This is a genomic window from Novosphingobium percolationis (assembly GCF_020179425.1).
Lineage (GTDB): Bacteria > Pseudomonadota > Alphaproteobacteria > Sphingomonadales > Sphingomonadaceae > Novosphingobium > Novosphingobium percolationis.
This window is the reverse complement of the sequence record NZ_JAILYM010000004.1, coordinates 428,945-446,349: the sequence shown is the minus strand read 5'-3', so window position 1 is coordinate 446,349 and position 17,405 is coordinate 428,945. Positions and strand designations below refer to the sequence as shown.

Annotated in this window: 16 protein-coding genes and 1 tRNA gene; 8 read left to right on the top strand and 9 right to left on the bottom strand. The window is 67.2% G+C overall.

Going from position 1 to position 17,405, the window contains the following annotated elements; translation table 11 throughout:
* Nucleotides 1-50: 50 nt before the first annotated feature.
* Both K3A84_RS13495 and K3A84_RS13490 read left to right on the top strand, forming a co-directional pair.
* Nucleotides 51-127, top strand: a tRNA-Met gene (locus tag K3A84_RS13495).
* A gap of 65 nt (nucleotides 128-192) precedes the next feature.
* Complete coding sequence (locus tag K3A84_RS13490) at nucleotides 193-1,014, top strand: helix-turn-helix transcriptional regulator (RefSeq protein WP_225009856.1); 822 nt, start codon at nucleotides 193-195, stop codon at nucleotides 1,012-1,014.
* A 1-nt stretch (nucleotide 1,015) separates the two neighbouring features.
* Here K3A84_RS13490 and K3A84_RS13485 read toward each other — a convergent pair whose 3' ends face one another.
* The 3 genes from K3A84_RS13485 to K3A84_RS13475 are packed head-to-tail and all read right to left on the bottom strand — an operon-like array spanning nucleotide 1,016 to nucleotide 4,456.
* On the bottom strand, nucleotides 1,016-1,420 hold the full coding sequence (locus K3A84_RS13485; RefSeq protein ID WP_225009855.1) for an acyl-CoA thioesterase: 405 nt from the start codon (nucleotides 1,418-1,420) through the stop codon (nucleotides 1,016-1,018).
* Nucleotides 1,421-1,469: 49 nt separating this feature from the next.
* Nucleotides 1,470-3,461, bottom strand: a complete 1,992-nt coding sequence (locus K3A84_RS13480) for a GtrA family protein (RefSeq protein WP_225009854.1) — start codon at nucleotides 3,459-3,461, stop codon at nucleotides 1,470-1,472.
* A complete protein-coding gene (locus K3A84_RS13475) occupies nucleotides 3,458-4,456 on the bottom strand; it encodes a glycosyltransferase family 2 protein (protein ID WP_225009853.1) in 999 nt (332 codons plus the stop codon). Before K3A84_RS13475 ends, K3A84_RS13480 begins: the two co-directional genes overlap by 4 nt.
* A 132-nt stretch (nucleotides 4,457-4,588) precedes the next feature.
* Here K3A84_RS13475 and K3A84_RS13470 point away from each other — a divergent pair, with 132 nt between their 5' ends.
* Nucleotides 4,589-5,026 (top strand): hypothetical protein, encoded by a 438-nt coding sequence (locus K3A84_RS13470; RefSeq protein ID WP_225009852.1) that lies wholly within the window; start codon nucleotides 4,589-4,591, stop codon nucleotides 5,024-5,026.
* On the opposite strand, the gene K3A84_RS13465 is transcribed toward K3A84_RS13470, so the two are convergent.
* Nucleotides 5,019-5,366, bottom strand: a complete 348-nt coding sequence (locus tag K3A84_RS13465) for an arsenate reductase (protein ID WP_225009851.1) — start codon at nucleotides 5,364-5,366, stop codon at nucleotides 5,019-5,021. The two genes, K3A84_RS13470 and K3A84_RS13465, sit on opposite strands and share 8 nt — an antisense overlap.
* Nucleotides 5,363-5,674, bottom strand: coding sequence for an antibiotic biosynthesis monooxygenase family protein (locus tag K3A84_RS13460; protein WP_225009850.1), 312 nt, complete (start codon nucleotides 5,672-5,674; stop codon nucleotides 5,363-5,365). The genes K3A84_RS13465 and K3A84_RS13460 overlap by 4 nt, the downstream gene beginning before the upstream one ends.
* A gap of 72 nt (nucleotides 5,675-5,746) precedes the next feature.
* On the opposite strand from K3A84_RS13460, the gene aroC reads away from it, so the two are divergent.
* The gene (gene aroC, locus K3A84_RS13455) at nucleotides 5,747-6,817 is read left to right on the top strand and encodes a chorismate synthase (protein WP_225009849.1); all 1,071 of its coding nucleotides are present in this window, start codon (nucleotides 5,747-5,749) and stop codon (nucleotides 6,815-6,817) included.
* A gap of 55 nt (nucleotides 6,818-6,872) precedes the next feature.
* Here the strand turns inward: aroC and K3A84_RS13450 are convergent, their stop codons facing one another.
* Nucleotides 6,873-7,646, bottom strand: a complete 774-nt coding sequence (locus K3A84_RS13450) for an enoyl-CoA hydratase-related protein (RefSeq protein WP_225009848.1) — start codon at nucleotides 7,644-7,646, stop codon at nucleotides 6,873-6,875.
* A gap of 81 nt (nucleotides 7,647-7,727) precedes the next feature.
* On the opposite strand from K3A84_RS13450, the gene K3A84_RS13445 reads away from it, so the two are divergent.
* Nucleotides 7,728-9,038: a dicarboxylate/amino acid:cation symporter gene (locus K3A84_RS13445; protein ID WP_225009847.1), complete on the top strand. Its 1,311-nt coding sequence runs from the start codon at nucleotides 7,728-7,730 to the stop codon at nucleotides 9,036-9,038.
* A 254-nt stretch (nucleotides 9,039-9,292) separates the two neighbouring features.
* Here K3A84_RS13445 and K3A84_RS13440 read toward each other — a convergent pair whose 3' ends face one another.
* From K3A84_RS13440 to hflK, 3 genes are all read right to left on the bottom strand, one after another.
* Entirely contained in the window at nucleotides 9,293-10,834 is a 1,542-nt protein-coding gene (locus tag K3A84_RS13440) for a Do family serine endopeptidase (protein WP_225009846.1), read from the bottom strand.
* Between the two features lie 110 nt (nucleotides 10,835-10,944).
* Entirely contained in the window at nucleotides 10,945-11,796 is an 852-nt protein-coding gene (gene hflC / locus K3A84_RS13435) for a protease modulator HflC (protein ID WP_225009845.1), read from the bottom strand.
* Between the two features lies 1 nt (nucleotide 11,797).
* Nucleotides 11,798-12,934, bottom strand: a complete 1,137-nt coding sequence (gene hflK / locus K3A84_RS13430; RefSeq protein WP_225009844.1) for a protease modulator HflK — start codon at nucleotides 12,932-12,934, stop codon at nucleotides 11,798-11,800.
* Between the two features lie 368 nt (nucleotides 12,935-13,302).
* Here hflK and K3A84_RS13425 point away from each other — a divergent pair, with 368 nt between their 5' ends.
* The 3 genes from K3A84_RS13425 to hemH are packed head-to-tail and all read left to right on the top strand — an operon-like array spanning nucleotide 13,303 to nucleotide 17,397.
* Complete coding sequence (locus tag K3A84_RS13425) at nucleotides 13,303-14,073, top strand: Mrp/NBP35 family ATP-binding protein (RefSeq protein WP_225009881.1); 771 nt, start codon at nucleotides 13,303-13,305, stop codon at nucleotides 14,071-14,073.
* 4 nt (nucleotides 14,074-14,077) lie between these two features.
* Entirely contained in the window at nucleotides 14,078-16,363 is a 2,286-nt protein-coding gene (locus K3A84_RS13420; RefSeq protein WP_225009843.1) for a molybdopterin cofactor-binding domain-containing protein, read from the top strand.
* On the top strand, nucleotides 16,363-17,397 hold the full coding sequence (hemH, locus tag K3A84_RS13415) for a ferrochelatase (RefSeq protein ID WP_225009842.1): 1,035 nt from the start codon (nucleotides 16,363-16,365) through the stop codon (nucleotides 17,395-17,397). Before K3A84_RS13420 ends, hemH begins: the two co-directional genes overlap by 1 nt.
* Nucleotides 17,398-17,405: the final 8 nt, after the last annotated feature.

Here is a 17,405-nt window from a genome sequence, read left to right as displayed (position 1 = left end):
AAAGGGGCCATCATAGGCCCCTTTTTGCGTCTCATACGCAATCTTGGTGTCGCGGGGTGGAGCAGCCCGGTAGCTCGTCAGGCTCATAACCTGAAGGTCGCAGGTTCAAATCCTGCCCCCGCAACCATCTTGTCCCTAGGTCATGGACTTCCGCCGTCACTTTGTGCGACCTTGTCGCCGGGAGACGACAACATGGCTTTTGCCGATCCAGAACTGGCCACGTCGCGGGGGGATGTGCCTTGCGACCTTTCCGCGCTCGTCGACAGCGTCACGGTCACCGGCATCGAATCGATTGCAGGCGCAGCGGCCGCGTTATGCCGGTTTGCCGCAGAGCATGATCTGCGCGCCGCGCTCTGCGCCGACGTTGCCGTCTACGAGCCGATGGTCGATGCTGATGGTCGCGTGCTCGCGGCCGATACCTTTGGCTGGCTGGGCGAGCACGAGCGCTGGTGGCAGGATCACCACCTCGCCTTGCGGTCACCTTTACCGCGCGCCTGCCGTTATGAGGCGGAGCCGTTCTGGTGCAACAGCGATGGTTTTCATACGCTCACGCCGAACGCCTATCTCGACGATATCGAACTCGGCGATTTCTTCGACCTGCGTTTTCGAGCGCCTGCGGCGATCATCGTTCCGGTTCATCTGCCATTCGCGCAGGTTTCGGCCAATTGCTTCGTGCCGATGGATCGGAGCATGAGTGATCTGTCCGCTCCGTTCGCGCGGCTCGGCGCGACACTGGGCGCAGTCACTCGGCGCTTCGTTGCAAGTTATGTCGCGACAATGCGTGCGCAAAAGCGCCGCATTCCCGGCAATTGCGACCTGACCAAGCGGGAGGTCGAATGTCTGCGCTGGGCGGCTATCGGTAAGACCGATCGGGAAGTGAGTATGATCGTCGGGATCAGCCACGCCACGGTGCGCTATCATCTGCAGCGCGCGGCGGAGAAGCTGGAATCGGTCAACCGCACCCAGACCATCTTCAAGGCTGGGCAACTCGGATTCCTCGGCGCGAGCACCTGAATCAAGAAGCCGAGGGCAGGAACCGTTCGACGAGGTCGCGTGCCAGCCGCGCCGGGCGCATGGTTGCCGCATCGAGGCAGCACCAGCTGGACTTCACTTCGGCCAGTACTTCTTCGCCCCGCTTGATCACGGTTTCGTAGAAGGCCCGCGCGCCCTGTACTTTTTCGAGAAGGACGTGCGCGATCGGTGCATCGTTCAGGAATGTTGGCCGCCGGTACGTGATCTCGTGCTTGAGCGCGACCCACAGGTGCGCTGCCACCGCGTCGGCGGGCGCCAGAGCGCGCCAGTGATCGACCACCGCGTCCTGCACCCAGCGCAAGTACGAGGCGTTGTTGACGTGGCCCATGAAGTCGATGTCTGCAGGATCGACCGTAATGGAGAACTGGTGGGGAATCGTGTTGCTCACATGGATGTAGATAGCACGAAGGGCGAGGCGGCGACAGGGGCGTTCGCGATCAGCGCGCGTTGGCGCGCCCTTCCGCCGGGCTGCGACGAAACAGCACAGAATCTCCCGCGGTCACGTATGGCTGCCAACCTGGAAACGACAGGCCGGACCACACCCCGATCACCCAGACCCTGTCGATTCCCGGCCCGAGCTGGGCGAATGCCTGATGAATGCCGGGCTTGTCGCCGCACGGCACATCGAACACGGCGATTTGCCGTTCGTAGTCATAGGGCACGGCCGCCGAGTTGTGGACGCGTAGCAACTGGCCCGCGCTCATCTGCCATTGGCGGCTGTCGAACACGATCCTGCGCGAGAGCGCGTAGCCGGAAATGTGGTCGCGCCGGTCGAAGTTCCACGTCACTCTGGGTTCGCAGCGCAGCGGGTAAAACGTGACGAGGTTGGTGCCGACGGGCAGCGCATCGAGTACCGACAGCGCCTTGGCGAACTCAGTAGCGCGCTGGGCCATGGCTATGCCATTGCCCGCCCAACGCGCGCCGGTGAACAGCAGGCCGACTACGGCCAGGCCCGCGGCAAAGGCGCGCCCGTTTGCTTCGAGCGGACGCGCGGCGATCAGCGGCAGCATGAACAGCAGCGGCACCAGCCGCATGTCGGCATATTGCGACTCCTGGATGGTATTGGGCATCACCAGATAGATCGCCAGCAGCACCACGGCGAAACCGACGAGGCCGCGATCGTGGGCAAAGCGCCCGCCCCTCGCGAACCAGTAGATCGCGAGGCTCACCAGCCCGATCGAGACGACGTCCCACAGCATCCAGGCATCGCGCAGCGCGCGGAACGGATAGATCACCTTGGCGATCATGTGGTCATAGGCAAACGGCTCGCTCGCGCCGTGGGGCGCGTTGACCATCGCCAGCAGCGGCAACACTACGGCAGGCAGCAAGGGCAGGCCTGCGCGCCACAGCACCGGAATGGTGAGCCGCTCGCCTTCCGTCGCGCGCGCCACGCTGGCGCAGAACGCGCCGATCAGGAACAGCGCGAGCGCCAGCGTATGTGCCAGCCACAGGCCGAAGCCGATGACCGCGAACACCCAGGGCCTCAACCGTGCCTGCCCGTTCCTGCCCATCACGATCCACAGGGCCAGCGCGAGCAGCGCGAAGCCTTCGCCGAGCAGGAAATTGAGGAAGCCGTATTGGAACGGGTAGCCGAACACGAAGGGCAGCGCGAAAAACGCAGTCGGGGCGATGCGGCCATGCACTGCGCGCGACAGCGCCAGCACGCCCAGCACCTGCACGCCAAGGATCATCGCGACGATCGCGCGCAGCGCTGCCTCCGGCCCGATCACGGGGATCAGCGCCTGCGCCAGCAGGTCGCAGCCAAGGTTGCCCAGCAGCCCCCATTTGAAATCGTACCATTGCCGCAGGATCGGCGAGGCCCCGCCATCGACCTGCACGATCCAGCGACCCATGTGGCCGGCAGCATCGACCAGCGGCGGCGTTGCGACAAAGGCCATCGGCAGCATCGCGGCGAAGACCAGAACCGCGGCCAGCCAGCGGCTCTGGACTGCCGCCTCTACCTGCGCGGGCCAATCCTGATCCGCACCTTCGTTGCCCGTATCGGGAAACACGAAGCGGCGCGACAACCAGTAGAACGCGACGGCATAGACGCCGGTGGCGGCGATATGCGGAACGATCGTTCCGCCAAGGCCCAGCCGTTGCCCGCCTGCCACAACCAGCAGGTTGAGCGCATAGGCGAGCGCGGCGGCGGCAGCGAAGCGCGGCAACTGGCGCCCATGATCGCCGTTATCGGCGCGGAAAGTGACGCGGCGGTGCAGCAGGTACGAACAGCCGAAGCCCCCGGCATAGCCGAAGGCATTGGCGGGATAGTCGCCCAGCCCCAGCCACAGCCCCAGCTGGATCAGTGACAGGCCGACCGCGGTGTTGATCGCGCCGACGCCGATGAAGCGTGCGGGCAGCGCCATGGCGGCGCGCAGGCTGCGCCACGGCAGCACGCCGCCTTCAACCATCCCCGCTTCTGAACTCATTGCGGATCGCCCCGGCGCACTTCGCGCACGATGTACATCGGGCGGCCCTTGGTTTCGATGTACATCCGGCCGAGATATTCGCCGAACACGCCGAGCACGAGCAGTTGCAGGCTGCCCAGGATCAGCACCACGCCGATCATGCTGGTCCAGCCATGAACGGTGCCGCTGCGCAGCCACACGCTCAGCACCCAACCGAGCATGACGAAGCCTGCGAGCCCCGAAAGCCCGCCGCACAGCGAGGCGAGGCGCAGCGGCTTGACCGAGAAGCTGGTCACGGCATCGAAGGCCAGCGCCAGCATCTTGCGCAACGGATAATGCGTTTCGCCCGCGAAGCGCGCATCGCGACGATAGGGCAGCGCAACCTGGCGGAAGCCCACCCAGCCGACCATGCCGCGCACGAAGCGGAACCGTTCGGGCATGGCGTTCAGCGCATCGACCACGGGCCGCGTCATCAGGCGGAAATCGCCGGTGTCCCGCGGGATGCGGATATCGATCAGCTTTTCCAGCAGGCGGTAGAACGCCGCCGCGCTGGCCTTCTTGAACAGCGTTTCGCCGGCGCGCGCCACGCGCTGGCCATAGACCACGTCGGCACCCGCTTCGATCAGGCGGATCATCTCGGGCAGCAGTTCGGGCGGGTCCTGAAGGTCGGCGTCGATCGCCATCACGAGATCGCCCCGGCACACCTGAAGCCCGCAGGTCAGCGCCAGCTGGTGGCCGTGGTTGCGCGCCAGATCGACGCCCACGATGTGGGGTGATCGCGCCGCGTGCGCCTCGATCAGCGACCATGTGGCATCGCTCGATCCGTCGTTGACCAGCACGATCTCGTAATCGCCCGGCCGCACCGCTTCGCAAATCGGTTCCAGCCGCGCCATCAGCGCGTCGATCACCGGCGCTTCGTTGTAGCAGGGCACCACCACCGACAGGCCGATCCGGCCCGGAGTGCGCCACGGCGAGTAGGTCCCTTCGACCTGCCAGTTCTGAAGATCCTGAAGCATGGCCGCACTTATCCGGTGGGTATGGTTAAGCACTCGTAAAGGCGGCGCCGGGCCGGGACGATTGATGGGCGTCAATGCACGGGCACCCGCCGCAATTTATCCGGCTTACAAAATACCGCAAAAGAGGATGCCATGGCGGACAAGGACTTGGTGCTGCTGGACACGGGACTGACCCGCGCGGCAGAGGCGTTGGGCGATATCACCCCGCGCGTGATGCAGCGGCTGCTGGCGCGCTTTCCCGAGGCAGCGCAGCGTTTCGATTCGCTCTGTTCGTGGGATCGCACGCCCGAAGTACGCGCGCGGCTCGAAGGCGAGATGGTCGAACAGGCGCTCTATTGCCTGATGCGCTGGCTCGAATCGCCGCAAGAGGTCGAGATCATCCTCTACGGCAGCGTGCCGCACCATGCCGAAACGCTCGACGTGCCGCCCGCGATGTTCACCGGCCTGCTCGAAGCGGTCTGTGACGAGATCATCGCCACGATCCCGGCGGACGTCGGGGACGAATTGCAGCTGTGGCAATCCCTGCGCGCCGATCTCGTCGCGCTGATCGCGCGCGCCGCGCTCAACTGAAGGCGGCGTTCCATTCGGCAGGCTTGAAGCCGACCAGCAGCCCACCGGCGTGTTCCACGATCGGGCGCTTGATCAGCGAAGGCTGCTCCACCATCAGCGCCACGGCTTTTGCGCCGTCGAGATCGGCCTTCGTTTCATCGGACAGCTTGCGAAAGGTCGTGCCCGCCTTGTTCAGCACCTTGTCCAGCCCGGCCCGTTCCACCCAGCCTGCCACCTGTGCCGCATCGGCACCCTGCTTCTTGTAGTCGTGGAAGGTGTAGGCGAGGCCCTTGCCGTCGAGCCAGACGCGCGCCTTCTTCACGGTGTCGCAGTTGGGAATGCCGTAAAGGGTGATGCTCATGCGTTCGACCTGTCGAAGTGGTGGTGGCGGGATGGCTCCCCTGCGAACAGGGTGTAGCTCTCGTAATAGTCGGCGCGGCCCCGGCCTTGCACGGCGGCGTGGTCGGCCTGCCTGCGCCAGTTCAGCGCGGCGGCTTCGTCGGCCCATTCGGACAGCGCGATCACTTCGCCGTCGTCGGCGGCATAGCTCTTGAACGACAGGAAGCCCGGCTGTGCGCGGGCGAGCGCCTCCATCGCCTCGGCATCGGCGGAATAGGCGGCGGCATCGATGTCGGCGCGTTTGCGGTTGCGGAAGACGACGAGGTACATGGGGCGCGTTCTAGCGCGCGCCGCTTCGCCGCCAATGGACTTTTTCGCCCCGTTGCGACAAAGCCCCTGCCCATGAGCTTCAATTCCTTCGGACACGTCTTCCGCTTCACCACATGGGGGGAAAGCCACGGCCCCGCGCTCGGCGCGGTCGTCGACGGGTGCCCGCCGGGGCTGCCGATCTCGGAAGCGGTGATCCAGCCGTTCCTCGACGCGCGCCGTCCCGGCCAGTCGCGCTTCACCACGCAGCGGCAGGAACCCGATCAGGTCAAGATCCTGTCGGGCGTGTTCGAGGGGCGCACCACCGGCACGTCGATTTCGCTGATGATCGAGAACGTCGACCAGCGCTCGAAGGACTATGGCGACGTGGCCAAGGCCTATCGCCCCGGCCATGCCGACTATGCCTATGACGCCAAGTACGGCTTCCGCGACTACCGCGGCGGCGGGCGTTCCAGCGCGCGCGAGACGGCGGCGCGCGTCGCGGCGGGCGGCGTGGCGCGGCTCGTGATCCCTGAGGTGAAGATCACCGCGTGGGTCAGCGAGATCGGCGGCGACAAGATCGACATGGACCACTTCGACGCTGCCGAAATCGGCCGCAACCCGTTCTTCTGCCCGGATTCGTGGGCGGCGGCGCGCTGGGAGAAGCTGGTGGACGATGCGCGCAAGTCGGGCTCGTCACTCGGCGCGGTGGTCGAATGCGTGGCCGAGGGCGTGCCCGCAGGCTGGGGCGCGCCGCTCTATGCCAAGCTCGACGCCGAATTGGCCCACGCGATGATGGGGATCAACGCGGTCAAGGGCGTCGAGATCGGCGATGGCTTTGAATCGGCACGGAATACCGGCGAAGGCAATGCCGACCCGATGCGCCCCGGCAATGACGGCCCTACCTTCCTTGCCAACCACGCCGGCGGCATCGCGGGCGGAATTTCGACCGGGCAGCCGGTGGTTGTGCGCGTGGCGTTCAAGCCGACCAGCTCGATCCTGACGCCGATGCCCACGATCACGCGGGAAGGCGAAGCGACCGAGCTGTTCACCAAGGGCCGCCACGATCCCTGCGTGGGAATCCGCGGGGTTCCGGTGGTCGAGGCGATGATGGCGCTGGTTCTGGCCGACCAGAAACTGCTCCACCGCGCCCAGACCGGTCGCTGATTCGCACCGCGCCTGAACCACACCTAAAGTGACCTGAACGGCACCTAAGCCGTTCTCAACGTCCCTTCCACACCGGCGAACGCTTCTCAGCGAAGGCCAGCGCGCCCTCGTGCGCGTCCTCGCTCTGTCGCCACGCGGCAAACGCAGGGTAGCTGCCCTGATTCGCCATCGCCGCTTCGATCCCCGTCTCGTCCAGCCCGCGCATGACCGCCTGCTTCGAGGCGCGGATGGACAGTGGCGCGCCCTTCAGGATGGCATCGACCCAGCGGCGGGTCGCGGCTTCCAGTTCGCCATCGGGCACCACTTCGGTCACGAAGCCCAGCCTCTCGCCCTCTTCGGCGCTGACGCGGCGGGCGGCGAGGATCATGCCCATCGCCTTCTTCAAGCCGATCTGGCGGGCAAGGCGGTGGACCCCGCCGCCCAGCGCCACCGCGCCGACCAGCGGTTCGGGCAGGCCGAAGCTGGCGCCTTGCGCGGCGATGATCAGGTCGCAGGCGAGCGCGACTTCGAAGCCGCCGCCGAGCGCGAGGCCGTTGACCGCCGCGATGATCGGCTTGTCGCAATCGAAGCGTTCGATCAGGCCAGCATAGCCGTGCGCGGGGTAGTCGCGGTGGCCGTTGGCGACCACGGATTTCAGATCGCTGCCAGCGCAGAACGCGCGGCCTTCGCCGGTGACGACGCAGATCCACTGGTCGGGATCGGCGGAATAGGCGTTGAACGCGGCTTCCAGTTCATCGTGCATCTGCGCATCGATGGCGTTGAGCACTTCAGGCCGCGCCAGCCGGATCCACGTTACCGGGCCTTCGCGTTCGACCCTGATCTTGTCCATGCGCCTTGATCCTTCCCTGTTTGCGCCAAGCCTAGCCAGAGGTTAGTCTCGCGCGCAACAATCTTGCGGGGACGAAACACCTTGGGCCGACGCCTTACTCTCTACATCGTGATCGCCATGGTCGCGGGCATTCTCACCGGCTTCGCGCTCAACCGCGCCTATCCTGCGGGCGATGCCACGCTGGCGAGCCTTGCCGATACGCTCAAGCTGCTGCCGGAAGTGTTCCTGCACCTGATCAAGATGATCATCGCGCCGCTGATTCTGGCGACGCTGGTGACGGGCATCGCCGGGATGGGCGACAGTTCGGCGCTGGGCCGCATCGGTGGGCGGGCGCTGGGCTGGTTCATCACCGCCAGCCTGATATCGATCGGGTTGGGGCTGTTGCTGGTCAACCTGTTCCAGCCCGGCGTCGGCCTGCAATTCGTGCCCGCCACGCCGGTGGGCGATCTCGCCACGGCGGACTTCACGCTGCGCCATTTCGTGCTGGAGATCTTCCCGACCAGCGTGTTCGAGGCGATGGCCAAGAACAACGTCCTGCAGATCCTCGTGTTCTCGCTGTTTGGGGGCGTGGCCCTGTCGGCCATCGGCGAAAAGGGCGCGCCGCTGGTGCGCGGGGCCGAGGCGCTGGCGACGCTGATGCTGACGATCACCGATTACGTGATGCGCGCCGCGCCCTTCGCGGTGTTCGGCGCGCTGGCCTCCGTCGTCGCGACCAAGGGTCTGTCGATCATCGTGACCTACGGCGTGTTCGTGTCCGAGTTCTTCTTCGGGCTCCTGCTGCTGTGGGTGATCCTGTTCTCGCTGGGCGGCATCTTCCTCGGCAAGCGGGTGCTGCTGCTGGCGCGCTACATCCGCGAGCCGCTGCTGCTGGCCTTTTCGACCGCGAGTTCGGAGAGCGCGCTGCCCAAGCTGTTCGAACAGCTCGACCGTTTTGGTGTGCCACGCCGCATTTCGGGCTTCGTCCTGCCGCTGGGCTATTCGTTCAACCTCGACGGTTCGATGATGTACACCAGCTTCGCGACGATGTTCATCGCGCAGGCCTATGGCGTCAACCTGTCGATGGGGCAGCAGATCGCCATGCTGTTGACGCTGATGGTCACGAGCAAGGGCATCGCCGGGGTGCCGCGCGCCAGCCTCGTGGTGATCGCGGCGACGCTGACCCAGTTCGGCCTGCCGCTCGAAGGCATTGCGCTGCTGCTAGGGGTCGACACCTTCCTCGACATGGGGCGCACCGCGACCAACGTCGTCGGCAATGCGGTGGCGACCTCAGTCATCACCAAGTGGGAAGGCATGTTGCAGGTGCCGATGGACCCGGATGCGGTAGAGGCGCTGCCGCCGCACGACACGCCCGAGCAGGGACGCCGGGGCCTGCATCTCGATCCGGAGCAGTGATCGCTCGGGGGGGGATAAGAAGAAAACGAAGGCGAGGGGGTACCCCCTCGCGCTCCCAGGACGTCTTCCGACGCGTAGGTTGCGCTGGGGGTGACGGAGCGCCGGTCCTTGCCGTCGGCGCAAGGTTTGGCCGGGAGACGGACACGGGGTGCAGGGGTGGTAAACCCCTGCCGTTGGCTCTTCTTCAAACCAAACAAAAAGGCCGCCCCGGTTCCCCCGGAGCGGCCGTTTTCATGTCAGCGCGAAAAGGTCGATCAGCGCAGGCGAACCGGCACGTAGATCGGCGGCTGGCCGCGGCGCTGGATACGCAGCAGTACGGCTTCGCGGTTTTCGGCCTTGGCCTGGCGCACCACGCCTTCGAGGTCAGCGAGTGTCGCCACCGCCTTGTAGTTGGCCGACAGCACGATGTCGCCGCGCTGCAGGCCCTTAGCCGCCGCATCGCCCGAGGTATCGACCGCGGTGATGACCACGCCCTTGGTGTCCTCGCCCGCGCCGAGCTGGCGGGCGATCTGGGCGGTCAGGGGCATGGCGGCAAGGCCGAGCGACTGCTGGATGGCGGGGCCAGCGGTCTGCTTTTCGACGCCAGGCTTGGCGAAGCCGTCGCCGTCGCTGTCGTCCTGCGCGTCGGGGTCGAAGGTGTTCTTGGCCAGTTCCTCCTCGCTCGGACGCTTGCCCACGACCGCCTGCACCGTCAGGCGCTGGCCGTTGCGGATCAGTTCCAGCGGGATGCGCGTTCCAGGTGCGGTGTTGGCGACCATGAACGACAGCGTCTGGTCGGGCGTCACTTCCTGGCCGTTGACCTTCGTCACCACGTCGCCCGCCTGGATGCCGGCTTTGGCCGCGCCCTGGCCGGGTTCGACCGACTGGATGAACTCGCCGCGCTTCTTGGCAAGGCCCAGCGAGGCGGCAAGGTCGTCCGACAGCTGCTGGATGCGCACGCCGAGGTAGCCGCGCTCGATCGCCTGCCCGCTGCGCAGCTTTTCCACGATCGGCGCGGCGATTTCCGCCGGAATGGCAAAGCCGATGCCGACGCTGCCGCCGGTGGGCGAGAAGATCGCGTTGTTGATGCCGATGACGTTGCCGTTCATGTCGAACATCGGGCCGCCCGAGTTGCCCCGGTTGATCGACGCGTCGGTCTGCAGGTAGCGGTCATAGGCCGAGCCCGAGCCGGTGTTGCGATAGACCGCCGAGATGATGCCGCTGGTGACGGTGCCACCAAGGCCGAACGGGTTGCCGATGGCGATCACCCAGTCGCCGACGCGGGCATGGCGCGAATCGCCGAACTTCACGAACGGGAAGGGCTTGGTGCCGGTGATCTTCAGGACCGCGAGGTCCGAGGCGGCATCGCGGCCGATGAGCTTGGCGGGATAGTCGGTGCCGTCGGTCATGGTGACGGTGATCGATTCGACCTCGCCCTGACCGTCGGCGGTGATCACGTGGTTGTTGGTCACGATGTAGCCATCGGCCGAGATCACGAAGCCCGAGCCCAGCGACTGCGCCTCGCGCGTTTGCGGGTTGCCCTGCTGCTGGCCGCCGAACAAGTCGCCGAAGGGCGTGCCCGCGAAGGGGTTGTTGGGCGCGACCTTCACCCGCTGTCGGGTCGAAATGTTGACCACGGCCGGCTGGAGCTGTTGCGTCAGGTCGGCGAAGCTGGCGGGCGCGCCCGCGCGCGGCACCGTCTGCATCTGCGATGAATCGTTTTGCGCCACCTGGGCCCCGGCCGGAAAGCCGGTCACCAGGGTCGCCGCGCTGCCGGCAAGGAGCAGCGCCGTAGTTACTCCATAAGCATATCGCACGTGGCTCGTTCCTCTTGTCCTATGCGTTGGCGACGGTGCTGACCGCGCCCGGTCCCCGTCGGCGATTCACGCTTCGTCGCATGAACGGGGTTTGAATGGGCGCGTTCCTGTCACTTTCCGCGGAATTGCCTCAGGTACTGGTTGTCGGGCGACAGCACGATCGACGTGCTGGACCCCTTTTGCGCAAACGTCGTGTCATAGCTCTGCATCGCGCGATAGAAATCGTAGAACGACGGATCCTTGCCGAAGCTGTCGGCATAGGTGCGCGAGGCATCGGCTTCGGCCTGCGCACGGATGATCTGCGCGTTCTTCTGGCCCTGCGCGCGGATCGTTGCGGCTTCCTGCTGGCGGGCGGTTGCCATGCGGGTGAAGGCGGATTCAAGGGGGGCGCCATCGGGCAGGTCCGCCCGCTTGATGCGCACGTCGATCACCTGTGCGCCATATTCGCGCGCTTCCTTGTCCAGCCCCTTGCGGATGTTGGCCATGGCCTGGCCCCGATCGGCGGTGAGCAGGCTGGCGAACGTGCGCTTGCCCAGTTCCTGGCGCAGCACCGAATTGAGGATCGGCTGGAGCTGTTCGGACACGCGCTCGACCGTGCCGGCGGTCTCGTACATCTTGACCGGGTCGATCACGCGGAAGCGGGCATAGGCGTCGACTTCGAGACGGCGCTGGTCGGCGCTGGTCACCTGCTGGCGCTCCATGTCGACATCGAGCACGCGCTTGTCGACCCAGACCACCGTTTCGAGGAACGGAATGCGCCACGACAGGCCTGCGCCGGTCTGCCCGAAATCGGCATTGGGGCGGAAGCGGTTGATCACGCGCTGCGGATCGCCCAGCCGGACGATCAGCGCCTGCTGCGTTTCTGGCACGACGAGAAGGCTGGAGAAGGCCCCGAACAGCGCCACCACGGCGACGGCGAGGGACAGCTTGTGGTCGGCCCAGATGCGTTCGATGGGGTTCATCTCAGCGGCCCTCCTCGGCGGTGGCGTCGGCAGGGCGGCGTTTGATCTCGGGCAGCGGGAGGTAGGACTGCACGCCCGGCGTCTCGACGATAACCTTGTCGGTCTGGCTCAGCACGCGTTCCATCGTTTCGTAATACATGCGGCGGCGGGTCACTTCGGGGGAGAGCTTGTACTGCTCGTAGACCTTGTCGAAGGCGGCGGCCTCGCCCTGCGCGCGCGCGGTCAGCTGCTGGGCCCAGGCCTGCGCGCGGTTGACCTCGCTCTGCGCGTCCTGCTGCGCGGCGAGCACTTCCTTGAAGGCATCGACCACCTTGGTCGGCGGGTCGGTCTTCTTGATCTCGACGCCCTGGATCTTAACGCCCGAGCGATACGCATCGAGCACGCGCTGCATCCGCTCGCGCACGTTCTGTTCGATCGTGGCGCGGCCGGAGCCCATCGCATCGTTCAGCGTCACTTCGGCGATCGAGGCGCGCATTGCGGCCTCAGCCACTTCGCGCACGGTCTGGTCGGGCTCGGCCAGCTGGAACGAATAGAGCTTCAGGTCCTTGATGTTCCAGCGCACCAGGTAGGTGAGATCGACCAGGTTCTGGTCGGCGGTCAGCATCAGCTTCTCGCCCTCGCCCTCGGGGATGGATTCGCGCCGGATCGAGGTCACGTCCTTCACCCGCACCGACTGGACCGGCCAGGGCAGGGTCAGCGCCATGCCCGGATGGAGCGTGCGCGAATAGGAGCCAAAGGTGGTGACGATGCCCTGTTCCTGCGGGGCGATGCGGTGGACCATCGACGTGCCCAGCCACAGAGCCACGAAAGCAGCGACGCCGATCGGCACCCACGATTTGCCGTCGGGGCGCTGCGGCAGGCGGAACGAAGGGCCGCGCCCGCCGGGGCCGCCTGCGCCGCCGCCCCCGTTCCCGCCACCGTTGCGGCGGCGGAACAGCTCTTCGATGCCGGGGGCCTTGCGTGGCTCGCCCGAGGCGGGGGGCAGCCAGGGATTGCGCGGTCCTTCCGCCGGCGGCGCCTGTGGCGGCGTGCGCGGTTCGTCCGGGCCTGCGCCACGGTCTTCGGGCGGGTTTGCACTGCCCTGCGTTGCTTCGCCTTCCCCGCCGGGATTGCCCCATGGGCTCTTCTTGCCGGTCATCGCGCCACTGCTCCCCGGCAAGGGCTAAGCCTTGCGCCGTCTCCGCCGAAATCCATCATGCCGTCCGTTATAGGAACCCTGCACGCGAAAAACAGTGTCTCGCTCCCAAAATTCCTCTGCTAGGGGACTGCCCGAAAGGCCGGGACGCGGCCGGAAGGACAGGAGCGGGCGTGAGCCTCGATGGCAAGGCGCTGCACGATGCGGTGCGGCAGGTGGCGGGCGAGCGGTTGCAATCGGCAACCGTGAAGGAGCAGGTGGCGACGGTCGTGCTCGACGTGGGCGGCATGGACGGTCCCGCGCGCGACCAGTTGAACCTTGCGGTGCGCGATGCGGCCAAGGCTGCGGGCGCTGCCGACGTGCGCGTGGCGATGACCGCCGAAAAGCGCGCCGCGCCGCTCATCCTGGCGGTCGGATCGGGAAAGGGAGGGGTTGGCAAGTCGACGCTTTCGGCCAATCTTGCGGTGGCGCTGGCGCGCAGCGGCAGGAAGGTCGGCCTAGTCGACGCCGATATCTACGGCCCCTCGCAGGCGCGCCTGCTGGCGACCGAGGGCATGCGCCCCACCGCAGAGGGCAACAAAATGCATCCGGTGCAAAGCCCGTGGGGCCTGCCGCTGCTGTCGATGGGGCATCTCGTCCAGCCGGGGCAGGCGATCGCCTGGCGCGGCCCCATGGCCAGCAATGCGCTGGGCCAGCTGACCGACGCGATCTGGGGCGACATCGATCTGCTGGTGGTCGACCTGCCGCCGGGCACCGGCGACGTGCAGCTGACCATGCTGCAGAAGCACAAGCCTGCGGGTGCGGTGATCGTGTCCACCCCGCAGGATCTGGCGCTGATGGACGCCACCCGCGCGGTGCAGCTGTTCGAGCAGGCGCACGTGCCGATCGTCGGTCTGGTGGAGAACATGGCCGGCTACATCTGCCCGCATTGCGGCGAGGAGAGCGATCCCTTCGGTTGCGGCGGGGCGGAAGCGGCGGCGAAGACCATGGGCGTCCCCTTCCTCGGGCGCGTGCCGCTCGACCTGTCGATCCGGCAGGACAGCGATGCCGGGCGGCCCCCGGCAGCAGGAGAGGGCAAGCAGGCCGAAGCCTTTGCGGCCATCGCGCAGGGCGTGATCGCCTGGCTCGACGCGCGCAAATAGGGCGATGCGGCTTACCCGGCGCGGACTGCTGATCGGCGCTGGCGCGGGCGGTGGCCTGCTGCTGGCGTTCCGGCTGGTCCCGCGCCACTACGCGGGCGCGCTCGTCGCGGGCGAGGGCGAGCGCATCTTCGACAGCTTCATCCGGCTGGCGCGCAATGGCGATGTCAGCGTCGCGGTGCCGTTCTGCGAGATGGGGCAGGGCGTCACCACCTTGGCCGCGCAGATCGTGGCGGTGGAGATGGGCGCGGACTGGAAGCGCGTTGGCGTGGAACCCGCGCCGGTCAGCCCGGTCTATGGCGATGCCGTGCTGGCGGCGCGATGGGCCCCGCTCTGGATGCCGCTGGCGCCCTCGCTGGCCGATAGCCCCGAGGGCACGCTGGCGCGGCTTCATGCCGAGCGTGAACCGTTCCAGATCACCGCCGAAGGCACCGCGCTCGCCGCGTTCGAGGCACCGTTGCGCGAAGCGGCAGCGGCGGTGCGGGCGGTGCTGTCGATGGCGGCGGCGGACCAGTGGGGCGTCGGCTGGGAAACGCTGGAGGCGCGCGACCACGCGATCTTCAACGGCAGGCAGCGGCTGGGCTTCGTGCGGCTGACGCAAGCGGCAGCGCGCTTCGATCCGCCCGACCCGCCGGTACTGCGGGCCGAACCCGCGCGCGAGAAGCCCGGTTCCTTTCCCGATGGCGCAAGGCCCGCCTACCCCCGGCTCGATCTTCCGGCCAAGGTCGATGGCAGCTTCGTTTTCGCAGGCGACGTGCGCCTGCCGGGCATGGTCTTTGCCGCGATCGCGCACGGGCCGCAGGGCGACAGCGTGCTGGCAAGCTACGACAAGGCCGCGGCGGCCGATGTGAAGGGCCTTGTCGGCGTGGTCCATGCCAGGCGCTGGCTGGCGGCGGCGGGTACCACCTGGCACGCCGCCGACAAGGCACTCAAGGCAATGGACCCCCGCTTCAAGGCGGCGGGCCGCATCGCCGACAGTGCAGCGCTCGAAGCGCGCATCGACACGGCGCTGCACAAGGGCGCCAAGGTGCGCATTGCGGCCGAGGGGGATCCCGATGCGCTGCTGGCCAAGCCCAGCCTGTCTGCGCGTTATGATGTCGAGCCTGCGCTCCACGCGCCGCTCGAAACCGCCACCTGCACCGCGCGGCTGGAAGAGGGGCGGCTGGAAATCTGGCTGGCGACGCAGGCCCCGGACCTCGCCCGCCGCGCCGCAGCCCGCGCGGCGGGTGTCCGCTTGCGCGACACCGTGGTCTATCCGCTCCACGCCGGCGGCAGCTTCGATGCCCGGCTCGACGTGCGCGTAGCATCGCAGGCCGCCGCGATTGCCAAGACCTTGAACCGCCCGGTCCAGCTCATGTGGTCGCGCTGGCAGGAATCGCTTGCCGGATACCCGCGCACGCCGGTTTCGGCGCAGCTTTCCGCCGCGATGAGCCCGGACAAGCAGCGCCTGCTGGGCTGGCGCACGCGCATGGCGCTGCCCGCCAGCGCGATCGAATGGGGTACGCGCCTGCTCGATGAAACCAGTGCGCAGGCAGCGCAAGACGCGGCGCACGGCAAGGCCGATCCGCTGGCCTGCGAAGGCGCGCTGCCGCTTTACGCCATCCCCGAAAAGGCGGTCGATCACGTGCCGCTCGATCTGCCGCTGCCCACGGCGCGGATGCGCGGCGGCGCACTGGGCTATACCGCGTTCATGGTCGAAAGCTTCGTCGATGAATGCGCGCATTTCGCGGGTGCTGAGCCACTATCGTTCCGCGTGGCAATGCTGTCGGGCCAGCCGCGCCTTGTCGCCTGCCTGCAAGGTGTGGCGAGGCTGGCGATGTGGGGTGGTGGTGCCGATGCCTCGGGGCAAGGCATCGCCTGCCAGCGCATGGACCTCGCCGCGCCCGAAGGCTTGCGTAGCGGCTTCATCGCGGTGGTCGCCACCGCACGGCAGGAAGAGGGCGCTATCCGCGTCGACCAGTTGTCCGCCTATGCCGACATCGGCCGCATCGTGAACGTGGAACTGGCCCGCCAGCAGATCGAGGGCGGCTTGCTGTTCGGCCTTGCCCACGCGATCGGCGGCAGCACCGCCCATGCCGCGGGCCTGCCGCTGTCGGGCCGCCTGTCGCAACTGGGGCTGCCGCTGCTCGCCGATTGCCCCAAGGTCGATGTTGTCTTTGCCGATTCGGGAGAGCAGCCGTTCGACCCTGGCGAACTCGGCATGGTGGCGACCCCGCCCGCCATTGCCAACGCTTTGTTCTCGGCCACCGGCGTGCGCCTGCGCCGCCTGCCCCTCCTTTCCGAAGGTTTCTGATGACCGATTCGCCCACTACCGACGGCCGTCCCGCCGACCACCCGCCGATCCGCACCGGCAAGGTCGGCGTGCTGCTGGTCAACCTCGGCACGCCCGATGCGCCGGATGCCAAGTCGGTGAAGCGCTATCTGGGCGAATTCCTGTCCGACAAGCGCGTAGTCGAAATTCCGGCGCTGATATGGCAGCCGATCCTGCGCGGGATCATCCTGAACACGCGCCCGAAGAAGAGCGCGCACGCCTATGAGCAGGTTTGGACGCCGGAAGGTTCCCCGCTCGCGGCGATCACGGCGGCGCAGGCGCGGGGGCTTCAGGCGCGGCTGGGCGACGGCGTGATCGTGCGCCACGCCATGCGCTACCAGAACCCTGAGATGGGCAAGGAACTCGACGCGCTGCTCGAAGCCGGGTGCGAGCGCATTCTCGTTGCCCCGCTCTATCCGCAATATTCGGGCGCGACGACTGCCAGCGCGCTCGATGCCGTGGCCGACTGGATCAAGGCCCGCCGTCGCCTTCCCGCGCTGCGCACGCTGCCGCCCTACCACGACGATCCCGCCGCGATCGGCGCGCTTCATGCTGACTTGTCGCGCCAGATCGGTGCGCTCTCCTTCACGCCCGAACTGCTGCTGCTGAGCTATCATGGGATGCCCGAGCGCACGCTGCACCTGGGCGATCCCTACCATTGCCACTGCCGCAAGACCTCACGCCTGCTGGCCGGGCGTTTCGCGCAGAGTCATCCCGCCTTGCGCGTGGAAACCACCTTCCAGTCGCGGTTTGGCAAGGCGAAGTGGCTGGAGCCGGCGACCGACGTGGTGCTGGCGCAAGAGGCGAAAAAGGGCACGAAGCGCGTGGCCATCGCCGCGCCGGGCTTTTCTGCCGACTGTCTCGAGACGCTGGAGGAACTGGCGATTCGCGGCCGGGACGACTTTCTCGCTGCGGGCGGCACGGACTTCGCCGCGCTGGGCTGTCTCAATGCGGGCGAGGCCGGCATCGATCTGATCGAGGCGCTGGTGCGGCGCGAACTGTCGGGCTGGATCTGAAATCTTCC